The 17,974-nt window shown below is 65.8% G+C and carries 14 protein-coding genes; 5 read left to right on the top strand and 9 right to left on the bottom strand.

What is annotated here, in order from left to right; all coding sequences use genetic code 11:
* Positions 1 to 9: 9 nt before the first annotated feature.
* The 9 genes from XH92_RS31510 to XH92_RS31470 form a co-directional block, all read right to left on the bottom strand.
* The gene (locus XH92_RS31510; protein WP_194455607.1) at positions 10 to 1,107 is read right to left on the bottom strand and encodes an ABC transporter ATP-binding protein; all 1,098 of its coding nucleotides are present in this window, start codon (positions 1,105 to 1,107) and stop codon (positions 10 to 12) included.
* Entirely contained in the window at positions 1,104 to 2,093 is a 990-nt protein-coding gene (locus XH92_RS31505; RefSeq protein WP_194455606.1) for an ABC transporter ATP-binding protein, read from the bottom strand. Before XH92_RS31505 ends, XH92_RS31510 begins: the two co-directional genes overlap by 4 nt.
* Positions 2,090 to 2,800, bottom strand: coding sequence for a DUF1028 domain-containing protein (locus tag XH92_RS31500; RefSeq protein ID WP_194455605.1), 711 nt, complete (start codon positions 2,798 to 2,800; stop codon positions 2,090 to 2,092). Before XH92_RS31500 ends, XH92_RS31505 begins: the two co-directional genes overlap by 4 nt.
* A gap of 9 nt (positions 2,801 to 2,809) precedes the next feature.
* Positions 2,810 to 4,615 carry a gamma-glutamyltransferase family protein gene (locus XH92_RS31495; protein ID WP_194455604.1) on the bottom strand — a complete coding sequence of 602 codons (1,806 nt, stop codon included), beginning with the start codon at positions 4,613 to 4,615 and terminating at the stop codon, positions 2,810 to 2,812.
* A 100-nt stretch (positions 4,616 to 4,715) separates the two neighbouring features.
* Positions 4,716 to 5,711, bottom strand: a complete 996-nt coding sequence (locus XH92_RS31490) for an ABC transporter ATP-binding protein (RefSeq protein WP_194455603.1) — start codon at positions 5,709 to 5,711, stop codon at positions 4,716 to 4,718.
* Positions 5,708 to 6,691: an ABC transporter ATP-binding protein gene (locus XH92_RS31485; protein WP_194455602.1), complete on the bottom strand. Its 984-nt coding sequence runs from the start codon at positions 6,689 to 6,691 to the stop codon at positions 5,708 to 5,710. The genes XH92_RS31490 and XH92_RS31485 overlap by 4 nt, the downstream gene beginning before the upstream one ends.
* Complete coding sequence (locus tag XH92_RS31480; protein WP_194455601.1) at positions 6,688 to 7,647, bottom strand: ABC transporter permease; 960 nt, start codon at positions 7,645 to 7,647, stop codon at positions 6,688 to 6,690. The genes XH92_RS31485 and XH92_RS31480 overlap by 4 nt, the downstream gene beginning before the upstream one ends.
* An 11-nt stretch (positions 7,648 to 7,658) precedes the next feature.
* Entirely contained in the window at positions 7,659 to 8,639 is a 981-nt protein-coding gene (locus XH92_RS31475; protein WP_194455600.1) for an ABC transporter permease, read from the bottom strand.
* Positions 8,640 to 8,742: 103 nt separating this feature from the next.
* A complete protein-coding gene (locus XH92_RS31470) occupies positions 8,743 to 10,341 on the bottom strand; it encodes an ABC transporter substrate-binding protein (RefSeq protein ID WP_194455599.1) in 1,599 nt (532 codons plus the stop codon).
* Between the two features lie 414 nt (positions 10,342 to 10,755).
* Here XH92_RS31470 and XH92_RS31465 point away from each other — a divergent pair, with 414 nt between their 5' ends.
* The 5 genes from XH92_RS31465 (at position 10,756) to XH92_RS31445 (ending at position 17,954) form a co-directional block, all read left to right on the top strand.
* Positions 10,756 to 11,004 (top strand): DUF6489 family protein, encoded by a 249-nt coding sequence (locus tag XH92_RS31465; RefSeq protein ID WP_194455598.1) that lies wholly within the window; start codon positions 10,756 to 10,758, stop codon positions 11,002 to 11,004.
* 8 nt (positions 11,005 to 11,012) lie between these two features.
* Positions 11,013 to 11,804 (top strand): triacylglycerol lipase, encoded by a 792-nt coding sequence (locus XH92_RS31460; RefSeq protein WP_194455597.1) that lies wholly within the window; start codon positions 11,013 to 11,015, stop codon positions 11,802 to 11,804.
* 58 nt (positions 11,805 to 11,862) lie between these two features.
* Positions 11,863 to 13,413: a wax ester/triacylglycerol synthase family O-acyltransferase gene (locus XH92_RS31455; RefSeq protein ID WP_194455596.1), complete on the top strand. Its 1,551-nt coding sequence runs from the start codon at positions 11,863 to 11,865 to the stop codon at positions 13,411 to 13,413.
* A gap of 12 nt (positions 13,414 to 13,425) precedes the next feature.
* Entirely contained in the window at positions 13,426 to 14,421 is a 996-nt protein-coding gene (locus tag XH92_RS31450) for an alpha/beta fold hydrolase (protein WP_194455595.1), read from the top strand.
* A 299-nt stretch (positions 14,422 to 14,720) separates the two neighbouring features.
* Positions 14,721 to 17,954, top strand: coding sequence for a bifunctional cytochrome P450/NADPH--P450 reductase (locus XH92_RS31445; protein WP_194455594.1), 3,234 nt, complete (start codon positions 14,721 to 14,723; stop codon positions 17,952 to 17,954).
* Positions 17,955 to 17,974 lie beyond the last annotated feature (20 nt).

Raw genomic sequence — 17,974 nt, 5'->3', positions numbered from 1 at the left:
CCTTATTCCCTACGCCTTTATTCCCTGTGAAATAACCCCGGGTCGCCCCGAGGCTTCCGCCGCATTGAACGCCGCCACCAGCTTTTCCAGTGTCGGCGAGAAGGCGCCATCGGACGGCACGATCGCTTCTGCACCGGGCAGCTCGCCCGTCCGGTGACAGGCCGTTGCATGTCCGGTGCCATCGTCGCGCAACTGCGGCACTTCGCTGCGGCAGCGCGCGATCACATAGGGGCAGCGGGTGTGGAAGCGGCAGCCGGAGGGCGGATTGAGCGCGCTCGGCAACTCGCCCTCCAGCACGATGCGGCTGCGTTTGGCGCGCGGCTTCGGCACCGGGATCGCCGACAGCAATGCGCGGCTGTAGGGATGGCGCGGAGCGGCGAACAGTGCCTGCGCCTCCGCCGTCTCGACGATGGCGCCCAGATTCATCACGGCGACGCGGTCGGCGATGTGCTTCACGACGGCCAGATCGTGCGAGACGAAGATGTAGGCGAGCTTCAGGCGGTCCTGCAGGTCGCGCAGCAAATTCAGGATTTGCGAGCGGATCGAGACGTCGAGCGCCGACACCGGCTCGTCGCAGATGATCAGTTTCGGCTCGACCGCGAGCGCGCGGGCAATCGCGATGCGCTGGCGCTGGCCACCGGAGAATTCGTGGGGATAGCGGCGCGCGAAACGCGGCTCGAGCCCGACCAGACGCAACAGCTCCTCGACCCGGGCGCGGCGGTCCGCCGCCGGCACGAGATTGTGCAGCGCCAGCGGCTCGGTCAGGATCTGGCTCACCGTCATCCGCGGGTTGAGCGAGGCGTAAGGATCCTGGAAGATCAGCTGCGCATCGCGGCGGAACGCGCGCAACCGCCCGGCATCGAGCGCGCCGAGGTCGCGGCCCTCGAAGCTGACACGTCCGGCATCCGGCTCGATCAGCCGGAGCACCAGGCGGCTGACGGTTGACTTGCCGCAGCCGGATTCGCCGACCAACGCCAGCGTCTTGCCGGCCTCGACCGTGAAGCTGACGCCGTCGACCGCCTTCATATGAGCGGTCGGCCGGCCGAACACCGAGCGTTCGGCGACGAAATGCTTCACCAGCCCTTCGACCTCGAGCAGCGCGGTCATGACACCAGCCGCTCCAGTGGCGCGCGGATGCAGCGCGAGGCGTGGGTCGCGCTCAGCATCGCGAGCGGCGGCGGCGATCGGGTGCAGGCATCTTCCACGAACGGACAGCGCGCGGCGAAACGGCAGCCAACCGGCGGGTTCGCCATGTTCGGCACCATGCCCTCGATGGTGGCGAGATGGCTGGTGCGGCGGTCGAGCCGCGGGATCGAACCGAGCAGGCCGACCGTGTAGGGATGCTGCGGATTGGCAAACAGCTCGTCGACCGGCGCGCGCTCGACGATCTCTCCGGCATACATCACCGCGACCTCGTCGCAAACTTCGGCGACGACGCCGAGGTCGTGGGTGATCAGGATGATCGCCGCGCCGCTCGCCGCCTTCAGCTCGCGCATCAGGTCGAGGATCTGCGCCTGCAAGGTGACGTCGAGCGCGGTGGTCGGCTCATCGGCGATCAGGAGCTGCGGATCGCAGGCCAGCGCCATCGCGATCATCACGCGCTGGCGCATGCCGCCGGACAGCTTGTGCGGATATTCGTCGATGCGCTTCTCGGGCGAGGGGATGTGGACGCGGCGCAGCAGCTCGATGGTGCGTTCGCGCGCCGCGCGCCGGGAGCCGCCGCGGTGGCGCAAAATAGTTTCGGTGATCTGGTCGCCGATGGTGAAGCTCGGGTTGAGCGAGGTCATCGGCTCCTGGAAGATCATCGCGAGGCGATTGCCGCGCAGGTCGCGCAGCGTCGCGTCCGGCACGTCGAGCAGGTCGAAGCCGTCGAAGCGGATCGCGCCGGAGATCGCGGCCGACTGCTTCGGCAGCAGCCCCATGATCGCGAGCGAGGTGACGCTCTTGCCGCAGCCGGACTCGCCGACCAGGCCGAGCGTGGCGCCGTTGGCGACGGATAGGTCCACGCTGTCGACGGCATGCGTCATGCGGCCGTCGTCGCCATGAAAGGTGACACGCAGGCCTTCGATCTCGATCAGCGGGCCGGCGGTCATTCGCGGCTCTTGGCTGCCGCTGCGACGAGGGCGTCGATCTTGGTGCGGTCGCTGATTCCGGCGGGGTTGTCGCGGGTCGGCATGAAGTCCCGGAACGGCACCCAGTGCTCGCGGCTGACCGCTTCCAGCCGTTCCAGCTCGCGCAAGGGATCGGCGTGGTCGTCGACCCGCAGGTCGAGCAGCGGCCATTGCTCGGTTCCGTGGATCAGCAGCGCCGCAGATTGCTTGCCGCGCTTGTCGCCACCGGCCGCTTCGCCGGCGAACATCGCCTTGATCAGCCGCTCCGCGAACGGCAGCTTCTCGTTCGCGGCATAGACGCGCGCGGTCTCGTCGAGCACGGCGGGCCCGGCCAGCATGTTGCCGGCGATCGAGAAGCCGTCGCCGGCGATTTGGCCGAACCAGTCGATGCAATCCTTGCCGGAATGGGCGGCAATCCGCCCCTTGGCGTCGATGACATGCACCTGCCGGCTCTCGCGGCCGCCGTCTGGCGCGAGCAGCGCCGCGATCGTCTGATGCGGGCTCTTGCCATCACGCAGCAGTGCGAGGCCGTCGATGCCGTAATAGGGATTGACCAGTGCCTGCGTCGCGATGGCACCGACCCCGGGTGCGACGTGCGGCACGAGCGCGCCGACCGCGAAGAAGCGCGTCGCGACGGCGATGCCGAGCTGTCCGGTGGCGCTGTCGCGGGCGACGATCGACCAGGTCATCCGAAACCTCTAGCGGCCCGCGGCGTAACCCTGCATGCCGCGCGGGTTGGCGGCGGCGCGGCGGCGGGGGCCGACCTTGGAGGCCGCGGTGAGGCGGCCTTCCGACCAATCGGGACCAATCTCCACCACATGGCCACGACGTTTCAATTCGTCGATGGTCGATTTCGGCACGCGATTCTCCAGCACCAGCACGCCGGGGCGCGACGTGCGCGGCCAGAACGAGATCGGGAAATGCTCGGAGTGCCAGGCCGGCGCGTCGATCGCCTCCTGCAAATTGAGCCTGGCGTGGACATGGCGCAGGAAGAATTGCGTGATCCACTGATCCTGCTGGTCGCCGCCCGGCGAGCCCCAGGATAGATACGGCTCGCCGTCGCGCAGCGCCATGGTCGGCGACAGCGTGGTGCGCGGCCGCTTGCCCGGTGCCAGCGAGGCCGGGTGATTTTCTTCCAGCCAGAACATCTGGGCGCGGCTGCCGAGGCAGAAGCCGATCTCGGGAATGACAGGCGAGGATTGCAGCCAGCCGCCGGACGGCGTCGCCGAGATCATGTTGCCGGCCTTGTCGACGATGTCGAAATGCACGGTGTCGCCGCGCACCTCGCCGAACCGGCCGACGGTCGGTTCGCCCGCGCCCATGGCGCCGACCGCTTCGCGATGCCCTTCGGCGTGGCGCAGCTTCACGACGCCGCCGAACCCTGCGACCGAGCCGGGACGGAAGTCGAGCGAGGCCTTGTCCTTCGAGATCAGCTTGCGCCGTTCGTTGTTATAGGCATCGGACAGCAGCGTTTCGATCGGGATCTCAGTGAACTTCGGATCGCCGTAGAACGTCTCGCGATCGGCATAGGCAAGCTTGGCGGCTTCGATCTGCAGATGGATGAAGTCGGGGCCCGCGGGATCGAGACCGTCGAGCTCAAAGCCCTTCAGCAGCGCGAGCTGCTGCAGCATCACCGGACCCTGGCTCCAGACGCCGCACTTCTGCACGGTATAGCGGCCGTAATCGTAGGTGAGCGGCGCCTCGATGGTCGGCTGCCAGCGCGCCATGTCGTCGGCCGACAACACGCCGCGATGCGGTGAGCCGGAGACGTCCATCACCTCCTGGGTGCGGCAGAATTTGTCGATCGCCTCGGCGACGAAGCCCTTAGACCAAGCCTGCCGCGCGCGCTCGATCTGCGCCACGCGGTCGCTGCCCGCGCTCTCGGCCTCGTTGAGGATGCGAGTATAAGTCTCCGCAAGCTTCTTGTTGGTGAAGATGGTACCGGGCTTCGGCACCTCGCCATTGGGCAGATAGACCTCGGCCGACGTGGTCCAGTATTTCCGGAACAGCTGCTCGACGGTCTTGATGGTGGCGGAGGCGCGCTCGACCAGCGGGTGGCCGTCACGGGCATAGCCGATCGCCGGCTCCAGCACGTCGCGCAGCCTCAATGTGCCGTAGTCGCGCAGCAGCAGCATCCAGGTTTCGAACGTGCCGGGCACGCAGGCCGCGAGCAGGCCGGTGCCGGGCACCATTTCGAGGCCTTCGCTGCGATAATGCGCGATCGTTGCTTTCGCCGGCGCCGGTCCCTGGCCGCAGATCACTTCGGTTTTGCCGCGTTTGACGTCGTGCACGATGATCGGGACGTCGCCGCCGGGGCCGTTCAGATGCGGTTCGACCACCTGCAACGTGAACGCCGCCGCAACGCCGGCGTCGAAGGCGTTGCCGCCTTTCTCCAGCGCCGCCATGCCGACCGCGGTCGCGATCCAGTGCGTCGAGGTGACGACGCCGAAGGTGCCTTCGATCTCGGGCCTGGTGGTGAACGGATCGGGATTGACGTTGCTCATGGGGCTGCGCTTCCGGCTGGGTCTTGTGGCGCGCGCACTTGATCACAGGCGGGCTGGCATGCCAACCGCTTGGTGGACATGGCCGCTCCCATCCGCGTGATCATGCCGGAACGGCGGCGGCAGGGCTGTTGACGGCGTGGCAGGCGACGCCGTCGATCAGTTCCGGCGTCTTCTCGCGGCAGAGATCGAAGGCGAGGGGACAGCGCGGGTTGAACGAGCAGCCCTGCGGCGGATCGATCGGGTTGGGTATCTCGCCCTTGACCGGGATGCGCTGGCGGCCGGACATCGCAAGGTCCGGAACCGCACCGAGCAGCATCTTGGTGTAGGGCATCCGCGGGTTCTCGAACAGTTTCCGGCCCTCGGCGATCTCGACGATGCGGCCGAGATACATCACGCCGATCCGGCTCGCCATATGGCGGACGACAGCGAGATTGTGGCTGATGAAGAGATAGGTCAGGCCGAACTTGTCCTGCAGGTCGCGCATCAGGTTGAGGATCTGCGCCTGCACCGAGACGTCGAGCGCCGAGGTCGGCTCGTCGCAAACGATGAACTCGGCTTCGGACGCCAGTGCGCGGGCGATCGCGATGCGCTGACGCTGGCCGCCGGAAAATTCGTGTGGGAATTTCTGGCCGTCGTCGGGATGCAGGCCGACCAGCGAGAGCAATTCGCCGACCCGGGCCTTGATGTCGCGTTCGCCCTGGATCAGGTCGAACGCGCGGATCGGCTCGGCGACGATGGCGGCGACCCGGTAGCGTGGATTGAGGCTCGCATAAGGGTCCTGAAAAATCATCTGGATGCGCCGGCGCAGCCGTCGGCGCGCCTGGGCTTGCCGCGGATCGGTCATCGAGACGCCGTCGATGACGACTTCGCCCGAACTCGGCGGCAACAGGCCGACGGCCATGCGCGCGACCGTGGTCTTGCCGGAGCCGGATTCGCCGACCAGCGCAAAGGTCTCGCCGCGCTTGATGTCGAAAGAGACGCCGTCGACGGCTTTGAGGTACTCGAGATGGCCGCCCTCGAGTACGCGGTTGAGCCAGGGCTTGGAGACGTCGAAGACGCGGCGCAGATTCCTGACCTCGATCAACGTCCCGCTCATGCCGCGGTCTCCTTCGCGGGCTCGTACAGATGGCAGGCGACGGATTGGGTACCCTGGCGGATCGGCTCGGGGCGTTCGACGCGGCAGCGATCGAACACGAACGCGCAGCGGGGATTGAACGGGCAGCCCGGCGGGATCGCCGACAGCCGCGGCATCGCGCCCGGGATTTGCACCAGGCGCTTGTCCTCGCCCGCGAGCGTCGGGATCGCGCCCATCAACCCCTTGGCGTAGGGATGCAGCGGGTTGCGCACCACCTCCTGTACCGGGCCGATCTCGGCGATGCGGCCGGAATACATCACCGCGACGCGGTCGCAGGTCTCGGCGATCACGCCCATGTCGTGGGTCACCAGCATCACGGCGGTGCCGTGGTCGCGGCCGAGCCGCTTGATCAGCGCGATGATCTGCGCCTGCACCGAGACGTCGAGCGCGGTGGTCGGCTCGTCGGCGATGATCAGCTCGGGCTCGGCGCAGATCGCAAGCGCGATGACGACGCGCTGGCGCATGCCGCCGGAGAATTCATGCGGGTAGCCGTCGATGCGCTTTTCCGGCGCGGGGATGCCGACCTCGGCCAACAGGTCGATGGCGCGCCTGCGCGCGGCGCTTTCGCTCAGATTGGTGTGGGTGCGAATGGTCTCGATGATCTGGTCGCCGATCCGGTAGAGCGGATTGAGGCTGGTCAGCGGATCCTGGAAGATCATGCCGATCCGCTTGCCCCTGACTCTGCGGATTTCCTCCGGCGGAAGATGGTCGATCCGCGTGCCTGACAGCTCGATCTCCCCGCCGGAAATGCGGCCGGGCGGATCGATCAGCCCGATCACCGCAAGCCCGGTGACCGACTTGCCGGCGCCGGACTCGCCGACCACGCCGAGCACCTCGCCCTTGGCGATCTCGAACGACACGCCGTTGATGGCGCGCAACGTCGCACGGCGGGTGACGAATTCCACCTCGAGGTTACGCACGGAAAGAACGGGCTGGGTCATCGGAGCTTCGGGTTCAATGCGTCGCGCAGCCAGTCGCCGAGCAGGTTGATGGAGAGGATCAGGCCGGCCAGGGCAATGCCCGGGAAGGCGACGATCCACCACTCGCCGGCGAACAGATAGTTGTTGCCGATCCGGATCAGGGTGCCGAGCGAGGGCATGGTGTCGGGCATGCCGGCGCCGAGGAACGACAGCGTCGCCTCGGTGATGATCGCGAGCGCGAGATTGATGGTGGCGATGACGAGGATCGGGCCCATCGTGTTCGGCAGCACGTGCCGCAGCATGATCTTCGGCGCCGGCAGGCCGATCAGCTGGGCCGCCGCCACGTAGTCCTTGTTCTTCTCGACCATCACCGAGCCGCGCACGGTGCGGGCATATTGCACCCAGAAACTGAGGCCGATCGCGATGACGAGCACGCCGAGCGTGCTCATCTCGTCGAGCCGGTTGCCGAGCAGCGATTTGGCGACACCGTTGACCAGCAGCGCGATCAGGATCGCCGGGAAGGTGAGCTGGACGTCGGCGATCCGCATGATCACGCTGTCGACCACGCCGCCGAAGTACCCGGCGACCAGCCCAAGCGCGATGCCGAGCGCACCGGCGAACACCACGCCGGCAATGCCGACCGCAAGCGAGATGCGCAGGCCGTAGAGGATCGCCGAGAGCACGTCGCGGCCCTGCTCGTCGGTGCCGAGCAGGAACGGGCTCTGGCCGTCGGCGGTCCACAGCGGCGCGATCCGCGAGTTGATCAGCTGCAGCTGCGCCGGATCGAACGGGTTCTGCACCGCAAGCCAGGACGCGAAGATCGCCAGCAGGAAGAACAGCAGCGTGATCACGGCGGCGACCATCGTCAGCCTGGAGCGGCGAAACGAATAGAAGATGTCGCTGTCGAGCGCGCGCCTGAACCAGCCGGCGGGTGCCTGGTGGCCTTCGGAGCGATGGGGGACGACGGCGTCGGACATCGGTCAGCCCCTCACGCTGCGCGGCCGACGGTCGAGCGCAAGCGCGGATCGACCACGGTGTAGAGGATGTCGACCACGAGATTGATGGTGACGAAGATCAGCGAGACCATCAACAGATACGCGGCCATGATCGGGATATCGACGTTTTGCACGGCCTGCACGAACAGAAGTCCCATGCCCGGCCATTGGAACACGGTTTCGGTGATGATCGAGAAAGCAATAACCGAGCCAAACTGCAGCCCGGCCACCGTGATCACCGGAACCAGCGTGTTCTTCAGCGCATGGCCGAAATGGATCGCGCGGGTGGTCAGCCCGCGGGCGCGGGCGAAGCGGATATAGTCGGTCCGCAACACTTCCAGCATCTCGGCGCGCACGAGGCGCATGATCAGGGTCATCTGGAACAGTCCGAGCGTGATCGCCGGCATGATCAGCGCCTTCAGGCCGGAGACGGTGAGGAGCCCGGTGGTCCACCAGCCGAGCTTCACCACCTCGCCGCGGCCGAACGAGGGCAGCCAGCCCAGCGTTACCGCGAACAGATAGATCAGCAGGATGCCGATCAGGAAGGTCGGCAGCGAAATGCCGATCAGCGATACCGCCTGGAATAATTTGGCGAGCACGGTGTCGCGGCGCAGCGCCGAATAGACCCCCATCAGGATGCCGGCCACCATCGCGAACAGCGTCGCGCAGATCGCAAGCTCCAGCGTCGCCGGCAGCCGTTCCGCCAGCAGCGAGGAGACCGGCAGGCGGAACTGATAGGATACGCCGAACTTGAACTGCAGCGCATTGATGAAGTAGCGGCCGAACTGCACCAGCACGGGATCGTCGAGGCCGAGCGATTGCCGGATTTCAGCGCGCTGCGCGGCCGAGGTGTCGATCGAGACGATCTGGTTGACCGGGTCGCCGGCGAAGCGGAACATCGCGAACGCGATGATGCCCACGGCGAGCATTACGCCGATCGCCTGCAGGAAACGCCGAAGAGTGAAAGCGAGCATCTCTACCTTTCACTGCTTTTGACATCTGGCGCGCGGCTTTGCGCGACCGGAAAACGCGAGGTCCCGGAAGCCTGCGCTTCCGGGACCCAATTCGCTGGAGCCACTATTCACCCTGCTTGGTCGCCCAATACAGGAGCACCTGGTTGTCCGCGCGCTGGGTCAGCTTGACCTTTTTCGACACGCCCCACACCAGCGGCTGCTGATGCAGCGGAATGTAGCCGTAATCCTTGATGACGATGTCGTACGCCTGCTTGATCAACTGGTCGCGCTTGGCGGTGTCGCTCTCGACCAGCACCTTGTCGGTGAGCGCGTCGACCTCCTTGTTGCAATAGCCGCCGAGATTGGCCTCGCCCCGGGTCGAATCCTTCGGATCGTCGCGGCAGCCGAGGATATCGTGCAGCACGTTGTGCGAGTCTGAAGTCGCGGGCGTCCAGCCCAACATGAAGAACGAGGTCTGGTAGCCGCCGGGCTTCAGCACCTTGCCGAAATACTGCGCTTTCGGCTGCGCCAGGAGGTTCACCTTGACACCGATGCGCGCCAGCATGCCGACCACCGCCTGGCAGATCGCGGCGTCGTTGACGTAGCGGTCGTTCGGGCAATCCATCGTGACTTCGAAGCCGTTCGGATAACCGGCCTCGGCCAAGAGCTTCTTGGCACCATCCGGATCGAGTTTCGGCCGGGTGAACTCCTTGGACAGCGGATAGAGCTCGGGGGCGATCATCAGCGTCGAGGGCGTCGACATGCCGCGCATCACGCGGGTCTTGATCAGGTCGACGTCGATCGTCTTGTAGAAGGCTTCGCGGACCTTGATGTCCTTGAACGGATTCTTGCCCTTGACGTTGGAATACAGCAGCTCGTCGCGCGCCATATCCATGCCGATGAAGATGGTGCGGATCTCGGGTGCGGTCATCACGGTGGCGACGCCGCTGGAATTGACGCGCTGGATGTCCTGCAGCGGAACCGGTTCGATGACGTCGACCTCACCCGAGAGCAACGCGGCGACGCGGGTGGCGTCGGAGCCGATCGGGGTGAAGATGATCTCCTTGAGATTATGCTCGGGCTTGCGCCAATAGCCCGGAAACGCCTTGAACACGGTCTTCACGCCGGGCTGATGGCTCTCGATCGTGAACGGACCGGTGCCGTTCTCGTGCAGCGCCGCGTAGCTCGGCGTGGTTGCGGAGGCCGGCGTCGGTGCGACGGAGTTGTTCTCCTCGCACCACTTCTTGTCCATGATGTACCAGCTATCCCATTGCGAGGTCAGGATGGGATTGGGCGAATCCAGCGTCACGTCGACGGTGTAGTCGTCGACCTTGGTGAACTTGGCGTCGGCCGGGACGTTGCTGAGGAAATTGGAGCCCTTGGCGCGGACGCGGTCGGCGGAGAACAGCACGTCATCGGCGGTGAAGGGATCGCCATTGTGGAATTTCACGCCCTTGCGCAGGTGGAAGCGCCATTTGGTCGGGCTCAGCGTTTCCCAGCTTTCCGCCAGTGCCGGAATGATCTTGAGGTCCTTGTCGCGCGCGGTGAGGCCTTCGTAGACGTGGGCGTGGTGCGCGATCGTCGTGGTTTCCTTCAGGGTGTACGGATCGAGCGACTTCAGCTCACCCTGATTGGCATATTTCAGCGTCTGGGCCGATGCCGGCAAGGCAAGGGCGACCAGCGCGACGGCAGTCGCCGCAAACAAACTCCAACGTACCGACATGTGAACCCGTGTCCCCGTTTTTGTCCGCCGGCTGCTTTGTCCGGCTGGTATTATTGATGCATGTTGCCAGAGTTTACCGGCCGCGCAAGCGCGATTTCCCAAAGGGTTAATCGGTTTGCGCGGGTGCGGCGCAACGACTGGGATTTGAGACTAGGCGGCGAGCGCGGGCGCGTGACATTCGACTTTCGCAGTGCCGCTTGCCGGTCACCGGAATGATCGCCGGCGAGCCCCGTTCATGGCGGTCGCGCCAAACGGTTCGGAGCCGTCGTTCCAAATGGTTCGGTTGACCATAACGGATGATTGAGGCCGACTGGACATCGGGGCGGGTACGGCTCGCTTGCGCGACCGACCCGGTCCCGGCGATACTGCGCCGCGCCAAGGCGAATTTGACAAGGCGCATTTGAGGAGGCGGAAATGAAGGTCAACGTCGAGATAGATTGCACGCCCCTTGAAGCGCGACAGTTCTTCGGCCTGCCTGACGTGGCGCCGATGCAGAACGCGGTGATGGACAGGCTGCAGCAGCAGATGCTGTCGAACATCGAGAAGATATCGCCGGAATCGCTGATGCAGAGTTGGTTCACTTTCGATCCCAAGCTCGCCGAGCGCTTCCAGGACATGTTCGTGGCGATGGCCGGCTTCGGCGGCTCGAGCAAGAAGAAGTAGTGGCCGACATGGACAGGAGCATTGATGGGACCGAACGCCGGTTGCGCCCGCCCAGCCTGTTCCTGATGCTGGCGGAAGCACGCGGCGTGCTCGAGCTGAATTCGAGCCTGCTGCTGTCGCCGCTGCTGATGCAGGCGCCGAAGGGCGACGGTCATCCGGTGCTGGCGCTGCCCGGCTTCCTCGCCAGCGACCTTTCGATGGCGCCGATGCGGCGCTATCTGAAAGAGCTCGGCTATGACGCCTACGCCTGGAACATGGGCCGCAATTTCGGCGGGATCTCCAGCAGGCGGGCTGCGCTGCGCGACCTGCTGAAGCGGGTCCATGAGGCGTCGGGGCGCAAGGTCTCGATCATCGGCTGGAGCCTCGGCGGCGTCTATGCGCGCGACCTGGCGTCGCAGATGCCGGAGCTGGTGCGCTCGATCATCACGCTGGGCAGCCCGTTCGCCGACGACATCCGCGCCACCAACGCGACCCGGCTGTACGAGCTGTTGTCCGGCGAGGCGGTGGACGATATCCCCGAGATTCGCGCGGCGATCGCCGGCGACATGCCGGTGCCGGCAACCTCGATCTATTCCCGCACCGACGGCATCGTGAACTGGCGGACCTCGCGGGTACGGCCGTCGGCGACCGCCGAGAACATCGAGGTGCATTTCGCCAGCCATCTCGGCCTCGGCGTCAACCCCGCAGCGCTGTGGGCGATCGCGGACCGGCTGGCGCAGCTGGAAGGCGAGTTCCGGCATTTTGACCGCTCGGGCCCCTTTGGCATTGCCTATGGGCCGGCAGAACAGGCACTATCCTAACCAGACGACGAGAAGCGCCGCCAAGGCGCCCGCGTGAGTAGGCTCTCGGGAGGAGATCATGAGCGACGCCAAGAAGCTGTCCTCGCTGGACGCATCGTTTTTGTATCTGGAAACGCCGGAAATGCCGATGCATGTCGGCAGCATGGCGATCTTCCGGCTGCCCGACGGCTACAAGGGCGACTTCTTCGAGGAGTTCAAGGCGATGATCGCCTCGCGGCTGCACATCGCGCCGATCCTCAAGGCGCGCCTGCAGAAGGCGCCGCTCGACATCGATCACCCGTCCTGGATCGAGGACGACCAGTTCGACATCGACCGCCACATCTTCCGCGCCAGCCTGCCCGCGCCGCACGATCGCGCGACGCTGGAGCGCATTGTCGGCTGGATGCACGCCAAGCTGTTGAACCGCGCCCGCCCGCTCTGGGAATTCTACGTGTTCGAGGGCATGAAGGACAACGAGATCGGGCTCTATTCCAAGATGCACCACGCCTGCATCGACGGCGGCGCCGGCGCGGCGCTGACCAGCATGATCTACGACCTGACGCCGGTGCCGCGGCAGATCGATCCGCCGGGCGCCAAGAAGGTGGCGCCGGAGCCGCGCGACATCGCGGCCAATCTGATCGATGCCTATCAGCAGCTCTGGACCCAGCCGTTCGAGGCGGCCGTCGCCGCGCAGAAGAGCCTGGAGCTGCCGCGCTCCGGCAAGAGCGACCTCGGCTCGATCCTGTTCGACAACGCCATGTTCCAGATCGAGAGCGCGGTGAAATTTGCCGGATCGATGCCGACCGTGCTCAAGAGCCTCTCCGACGTGGTCGCCAAGGTCGCCGATCCGAGGTCGCGCGAGAGCCTGCAGGCGATGTCCTCGCCGCCGACCATCCTCAACAAGGCGATCTCGTCGGAGCGCAGCTTTGCCGGCACCTCGATCTCGCTGTCGCGCGCCAAGGCGCTGGCGAAGGCATCGGGCGGCAAGCTCAACGACGTCGTGCTGGCGCTCGCCTCCGGCGTGGTGCGGCGCTATCTGATCAGCCAGGGTGCGCTGCCGAACAAGTCGCTGACGGCCGGTGTGCCGATCTCGCTGCGCGAGGAGGGCAACGCCGAATCCAACAACCAGGTGTTCGGCATGATCTGCTCGATCGCGACCGACATCGAGGATCCGAAGAAGCGGCTTGAAACCATCATCGCGCAATCGACCAAGTCCAAGGAGATGTCGCATCCGCTGCGCGCCCTGGTGCCGCAGGTGTCCAACATCTCGCTCTTGGGCGCACCGATCCTGGTGCAGATCATGGCGCTGCTCTACAGCCGCTCCGACCTGTCCAACGTGCTGCCGCCGGCGACCAACATCACGGTGTCGAACGTGCCGGGACCGCGGCAGACGCTGTATGCGGCGGGCGCGGAGCTGTTGCACATCTTCCCGGTCTCGATCTCGACCCACGGCATCGCGCTCAACATCACCGTGCAGAGCTACCGCGACCAGCTCGATTTCGGTTTCATCGTCGGTGCCAACATCATTCCGCACGTGCAGGTGATGTGCGACATGCTGCCGCTCGAATTCGATGCACTCGAGGCGGCGTTCGCGCCTCCGCCAGCCGACATCAAGGGCGCGGCCGAATAGGAAGTCCTGTCCATGATCGATATGCCACCGCTGCAGTTCGCCGAGACGAACGGCATCCGCATGGGGTTTTACGAAGCAGGCCCCAAGACCGACACGCCGCCCGTGGTGCTGTGCCACGGCTGGCCTGAACTGGCGTTTTCCTGGCGCCATCAGATCAAGGCGCTGGGCGAGGCCGGCATCCGGGTGATTGCACCGGATCAGCGCGGCTATGGCGCGACCGACCGGCCGGAGCCGGTCGAAGCCTACGACATGGAGCACCTGACCGGCGATCTGGTCGGCCTGCTCGACCATCTCAAGATCGACAAGGCAATCTTCGTCGGCCACGACTGGGGCGGCTTTGTCGTCTGGCAGATGCCACTCAGGCATCATCAGCGGGTCGCCGGCGTCGTCGGCGTCAACACGCCGCATTGGGACCGTGCGCCGATGGACCCGATCGCGCTGTTCCGCCAGCGCTTCGGCGACCAGATGTACATCGTCCAGTTCCAGGATCCGGCGCGCGAGCCCGACCGGATCTTCGGCGGCCGGGTCGAGCAGACTTTCGATGCCTTCATGCGCAAGCCGGTGGCCCGCCCGCCGGGCGCACCTGAGGAGCAGCCGATCGCCGGCGTCGGCGCCTCGGCGCGGCTGAACCTGGCGTTCCCGCAGATGATCGCGAACTACGACGCCAGGCACGATCCGCGGACGCCGATCCTGTCGGCCGAGGAGAAGAAGGTGTTCGTCGACACCTTCAGCAAGACCGGCTTCACCGGCGGCATCAACTGGTATCGCAACTTCACCCGCAACTGGGAGCGCTCGGCCGGGCTCGACCATCATGTGCGGGTGCCGTCGCTGATGATCATGGCCGAGAACGACGCGGTGCTGCCGCCCTCGGCCGCCGACGGCATGGAGAAGCTGGTGCCGGACCTCGAAAAACACCTGGTCCGCGACAGCGGCCATTGGACGCAGCAGGAAAAGCCGGACGAGGTCAGCGCCAAGCTGATCGAGTGGCGTAAGAAACGGTTCGGATAGCCGTCATCCTGAGGTGCGCGCCGGCTTCGGCGCGCCTCGAAGGATGAGAGGGACTGGAGCAAGCGGCCATCCTTCGAGACGCGCTACGCGCTGCTCAGGATGACGGGTGACTACCTAGCTTGCTCAGTGTCATCACCCGCGCATGCGGGTGATCCAGTATCCCAGAGACCGCGGTGCTTGAGCCGAGAGGCCGCGGCGTACTGGATCGCCCGGTCAAGCCGGGCGATGACAGCGGTGGAAAGGAATATAGCCTCACATCCTCTCAGGATGACGGGGCACAATAAGGGGGCACTTCGACAATGGCATCCGGTAACAGACTGAGTCCGATCCCGCATCCGCCGACGAAGCCGGTGGTCGGCAACATGCTGTCGCTGGATTCGGCCGCGCCGGTGCAGCACCTGGTAAAGCTCTCCAAGGAGCTCGGGCCGATCTTCTGGCTCGACATGATGGGCGCGCCGCTCGTGATCGTGTCCGGTCACGACCTGGTCGACGAGCTCTCCGACGAGAAGCGCTTTGACAAGGCGGTGCGCGGCTCGCTGCGCCGGGTGCGCGCGGTCGGCGGCGACGGGCTGTTCACCGCCGACACCAAGGAGCCGAACTGGAGCAAGGCGCACAACATCCTGATGCAGCCGTTCGGCAACCGCGCCATGCAGTCGTATCACCCGAGCATGGTCGATATCGCCGAGCAGCTGGTCAAGAAATGGGAGCGCCTCAACGCCGACGAGGAGATCGAGGTCGTCCACGACATGACGGCGCTGACCCTCGACACCATCGGGCTGTGCGGCTTCGACTATCGCTTCAATTCATTCTACCGCCGCGACTACCATCCCTTCGTGGAATCGCTGGTACGCTCGCTCGAGACGATCATGATGACCCGCGGCCTGCCGCTCGAGGGTCTATGGATGCAGAAGCGGCGCAAGACGCTCGCCGACGACGTCGCCTTCATGAACAAGATGGTCGACGAGATCATCGCCGAGCGGCGCGGCAACACCGCCGCGACCGACGACAAGAAGGACATGCTGGCCGCGATGATGACCGGCGTCGACCGCGCCACCGGCGAGCAGCTCGACGACGTCAACATCCGCTACCAGATCAACACCTTCCTGATCGCCGGCCACGAGACCACCTCCGGCCTGCTGTCGTGCACGATCTACGCGCTGCTGAAGCATCCCGAGGTGCTGAAGAAGGCCTATGAGGAGGTCGACCGCGTCCTTGGACCCGATATCGATGCGCGGCCGACCTATCAGCAGGTCACCCAGCTCACCTACATCACCCAATGCCTGAAGGAGGCGCTGCGGCTGTGGCCGCCGGCGCCGGCCTACGGCATCGCGCCGCTGGGCGACGAGACGATCGGCGGCAAGTACAAGCTGAAGAAGAACACCTTCATCACCATCCTGGTGATGGCGCTGCACCGCGATCCCTCGGTCTGGGGCCCGAACCCCGACGTGTTCGATCCGGAGAATTTCAGCCGCGAGGCGGAGGCGAAGCGCCCGATCAATGCCTGGAAGCCGTTCGGCAACGGCCAGCGCGCCTGCATCGGCCGCGGCTTTGCCATGCACGAGGCGGCGCTGGCGATCGGGATGATCCTGCAACGCTTCAAGCTGCTCGACGTGCATCGCTACCAGATGCATCTGAAGGAGACGCTGACCGTCAAGCCCGACGGCTTCAGGATCAAGGTGCGGCCGCGCGACGACAAGGATCGCGGCGCGTTCGCCGGCAGCACGGGCGCGGTTGCGGCCGCGCCGAAGGCACCGCGCGCGCCGACCACGCGCCCCGGCCATAACACGCCGATGCTGGTGCTTTACGGCTCCAACCTCGGCTCGGCCGAGGAGCTGGCAACCCGCATGGCCGATCTCTCCGAGATCAACGGCTTCGCCACGCGGCTCGGACCGCTGGACGACTATGTCGGCAAGCTGCCGGAAGAGGGCGGCGTCCTGATCATCTGCGCCTCCTATAACGGCGCTGCGCCCGACAATGCGACGCAATTCGTCAAATGGCTAGAGAACGACCTGCCGAAGGACGCCTTCGCCAAGGTGCGCTATGCGGTGTTCGGCTGCGGCAACAGCGATTGGGCCGCGACCTATCAGTCGGTACCGCGGTTCATCGACGAACAGCTGACCAAACACGGCGCGCGCGCCGTCTATCCGCGCGGCGAGGGCGATGCCCGCAGCGATCTCGACGGCCAGTTCCAGAAATGGTTCCCGGAGGCGGCGAAGGTCGCGACCAAGGAATTCGGCATCGACTGGAACTTCACCCGCACCGCCGAGGACGAGCCGCTTTATGCGATCGAGCCCGTGGCGCAGGGCGCGGTCAACACCATCGTGACGCAGGGCGGCGCGGTGCCGATGAAGGTGCTCGCCAACAACGAGCTGCAAACCAAGGACGGCGCCCATCCGTCGGAGCGCTCGACCCGGCACATCGAGGTCGAGCTGCCGGCCAGTCTGAAATATCGCGTCGGCGATCATCTCAGCGTGGTGCCGCGCAACGATCCGACCCTGGTCGATTCCGTTGCGCGCCGGTTCGGCTTCCTGCCTGCCGACCAGATCCGCCTGCAAGTCTCGGAAGGCCGCCGCGCACAGCTGCCGGTCGGCAACGCGGTGTCGGTCGGGCGGCTGCTCACCGAGTTCGTCGAGCTGCAGCAGGTCGCGACCCGCAAGCAGATCCAGATCATGGCCGAGCACACCCGCTGCCCGGTGACCAAGCCGAAGCTGATGGCCTATGTCGGCGACGATGAGGCCTCGGCCGGGCGCTACCGCACCGAGGTGCTGGCCAGGCGCAAATCGGTGTTCGATCTGCTCGAGGAATATCCGGCCTGCGAGCTGCCGTTTCATCTCTACCTCGAAATGCTGTCGCTGCTGGCGCCGCGCTATTACTCGATCTCGTCGTCACCGGCGGGCGAAGCACAGCGCTGCAGCGTCACCGTCGGCGTGGTCGAAGCGCCCGCGAGCTCGGGCCGCGGCATCTACAAGGGCGTCTGCTCGAACTATCTGGCGCGCCGCCGCGCCGGCGACACCGTCCACGCCACGATCAAGGAGACCAAGGCCGGCTTCCGCCTGCCCGACGACAATGCCGTGCCGATCATCATGATCGGGCCGGGCACCGGGCTCGCACCGTTCCGCGGCTTCCTGCAGGAGCGCGCCGCGCGCAAGGCGCAGGGCGCGACGCTGGGGCCCGCGATGCTGTTCTTCGGCTGCCGCCATCCGGAACAGGACTTTATCTACGCGGACGAATTGAAGGCGTTCGCGGCCGACGGCGTCGGTGAGCTCTTCACCGCCTTCTCGCGCGCCGATGGCCCGAAGACCTATGTGCAGCATCTCGTTGCCGCGCAGAAGGATCGGGTCTGGGAGCTGATCCAGAAGGGCGCGATCGTCTATGTCTGCGGCGACGGCGGCAAGATGGAGCCGGACGTCAAGGCGACGTTGATGTCGATCTATCGCGAGCGCACCGGTGTCGACACTGATGCTGCCGCGCGCTGGATCGAGGAGATGGGCACGCGGAACCGCTACGTGCTTGACGTCTGGGCCGGCGGGTAGGCTTGCGGCCTGGGATGACC

This window comes from Bradyrhizobium sp. CCBAU 53421, from assembly GCF_015291625.1.
Classification (GTDB): Bacteria; Pseudomonadota; Alphaproteobacteria; order Rhizobiales; family Xanthobacteraceae; genus Bradyrhizobium.
Note: the sequence above shows the minus strand (reverse complement) of the source record. Positions and strands in the feature narration are given on the sequence as shown.

Excerpts from the sequence above, each read along its gene's own strand:
- XH92_RS31510 (WP_194455607.1), bottom strand. The coding sequence starts at position 1,107 with ATGACCGCGCTGCTCGAGGTCGAAGGGCTGGTGAAGCATTTCGTCGCC.
- XH92_RS31450 (WP_194455595.1), top strand. The coding sequence starts at position 13,426 with ATGATCGATATGCCACCGCTGCAGTTCGCCGAGACGAACGGCATCCGC.
- XH92_RS31490 (WP_194455603.1), bottom strand. The coding sequence starts at position 5,711 with ATGAGCGGGACGTTGATCGAGGTCAGGAATCTGCGCCGCGTCTTCGAC.
- XH92_RS31455 (WP_194455596.1), top strand. The coding sequence starts at position 11,863 with ATGAGCGACGCCAAGAAGCTGTCCTCGCTGGACGCATCGTTTTTGTAT.
- XH92_RS31485 (WP_194455602.1), bottom strand. The coding sequence starts at position 6,691 with ATGACCCAGCCCGTTCTTTCCGTGCGTAACCTCGAGGTGGAATTCGTC.
- XH92_RS31445 (WP_194455594.1), top strand. The coding sequence starts at position 14,721 with ATGGCATCCGGTAACAGACTGAGTCCGATCCCGCATCCGCCGACGAAG.
- XH92_RS31475 (WP_194455600.1), bottom strand. The coding sequence starts at position 8,639 with ATGCTCGCTTTCACTCTTCGGCGTTTCCTGCAGGCGATCGGCGTAATG.
- XH92_RS31465 (WP_194455598.1), top strand. The coding sequence starts at position 10,756 with ATGAAGGTCAACGTCGAGATAGATTGCACGCCCCTTGAAGCGCGACAG.
- XH92_RS31505 (WP_194455606.1), bottom strand. The coding sequence starts at position 2,093 with ATGACCGCCGGCCCGCTGATCGAGATCGAAGGCCTGCGTGTCACCTTT.
- XH92_RS31480 (WP_194455601.1), bottom strand. The coding sequence starts at position 7,647 with ATGTCCGACGCCGTCGTCCCCCATCGCTCCGAAGGCCACCAGGCACCC.
- XH92_RS31470 (WP_194455599.1), bottom strand. The coding sequence starts at position 10,341 with ATGTCGGTACGTTGGAGTTTGTTTGCGGCGACTGCCGTCGCGCTGGTC.
- XH92_RS31460 (WP_194455597.1), top strand. The coding sequence starts at position 11,013 with ATGGACAGGAGCATTGATGGGACCGAACGCCGGTTGCGCCCGCCCAGC.
- XH92_RS31500 (WP_194455605.1), bottom strand. The coding sequence starts at position 2,800 with ATGACCTGGTCGATCGTCGCCCGCGACAGCGCCACCGGACAGCTCGGC.
- XH92_RS31495 (WP_194455604.1), bottom strand. The coding sequence starts at position 4,615 with ATGAGCAACGTCAATCCCGATCCGTTCACCACCAGGCCCGAGATCGAA.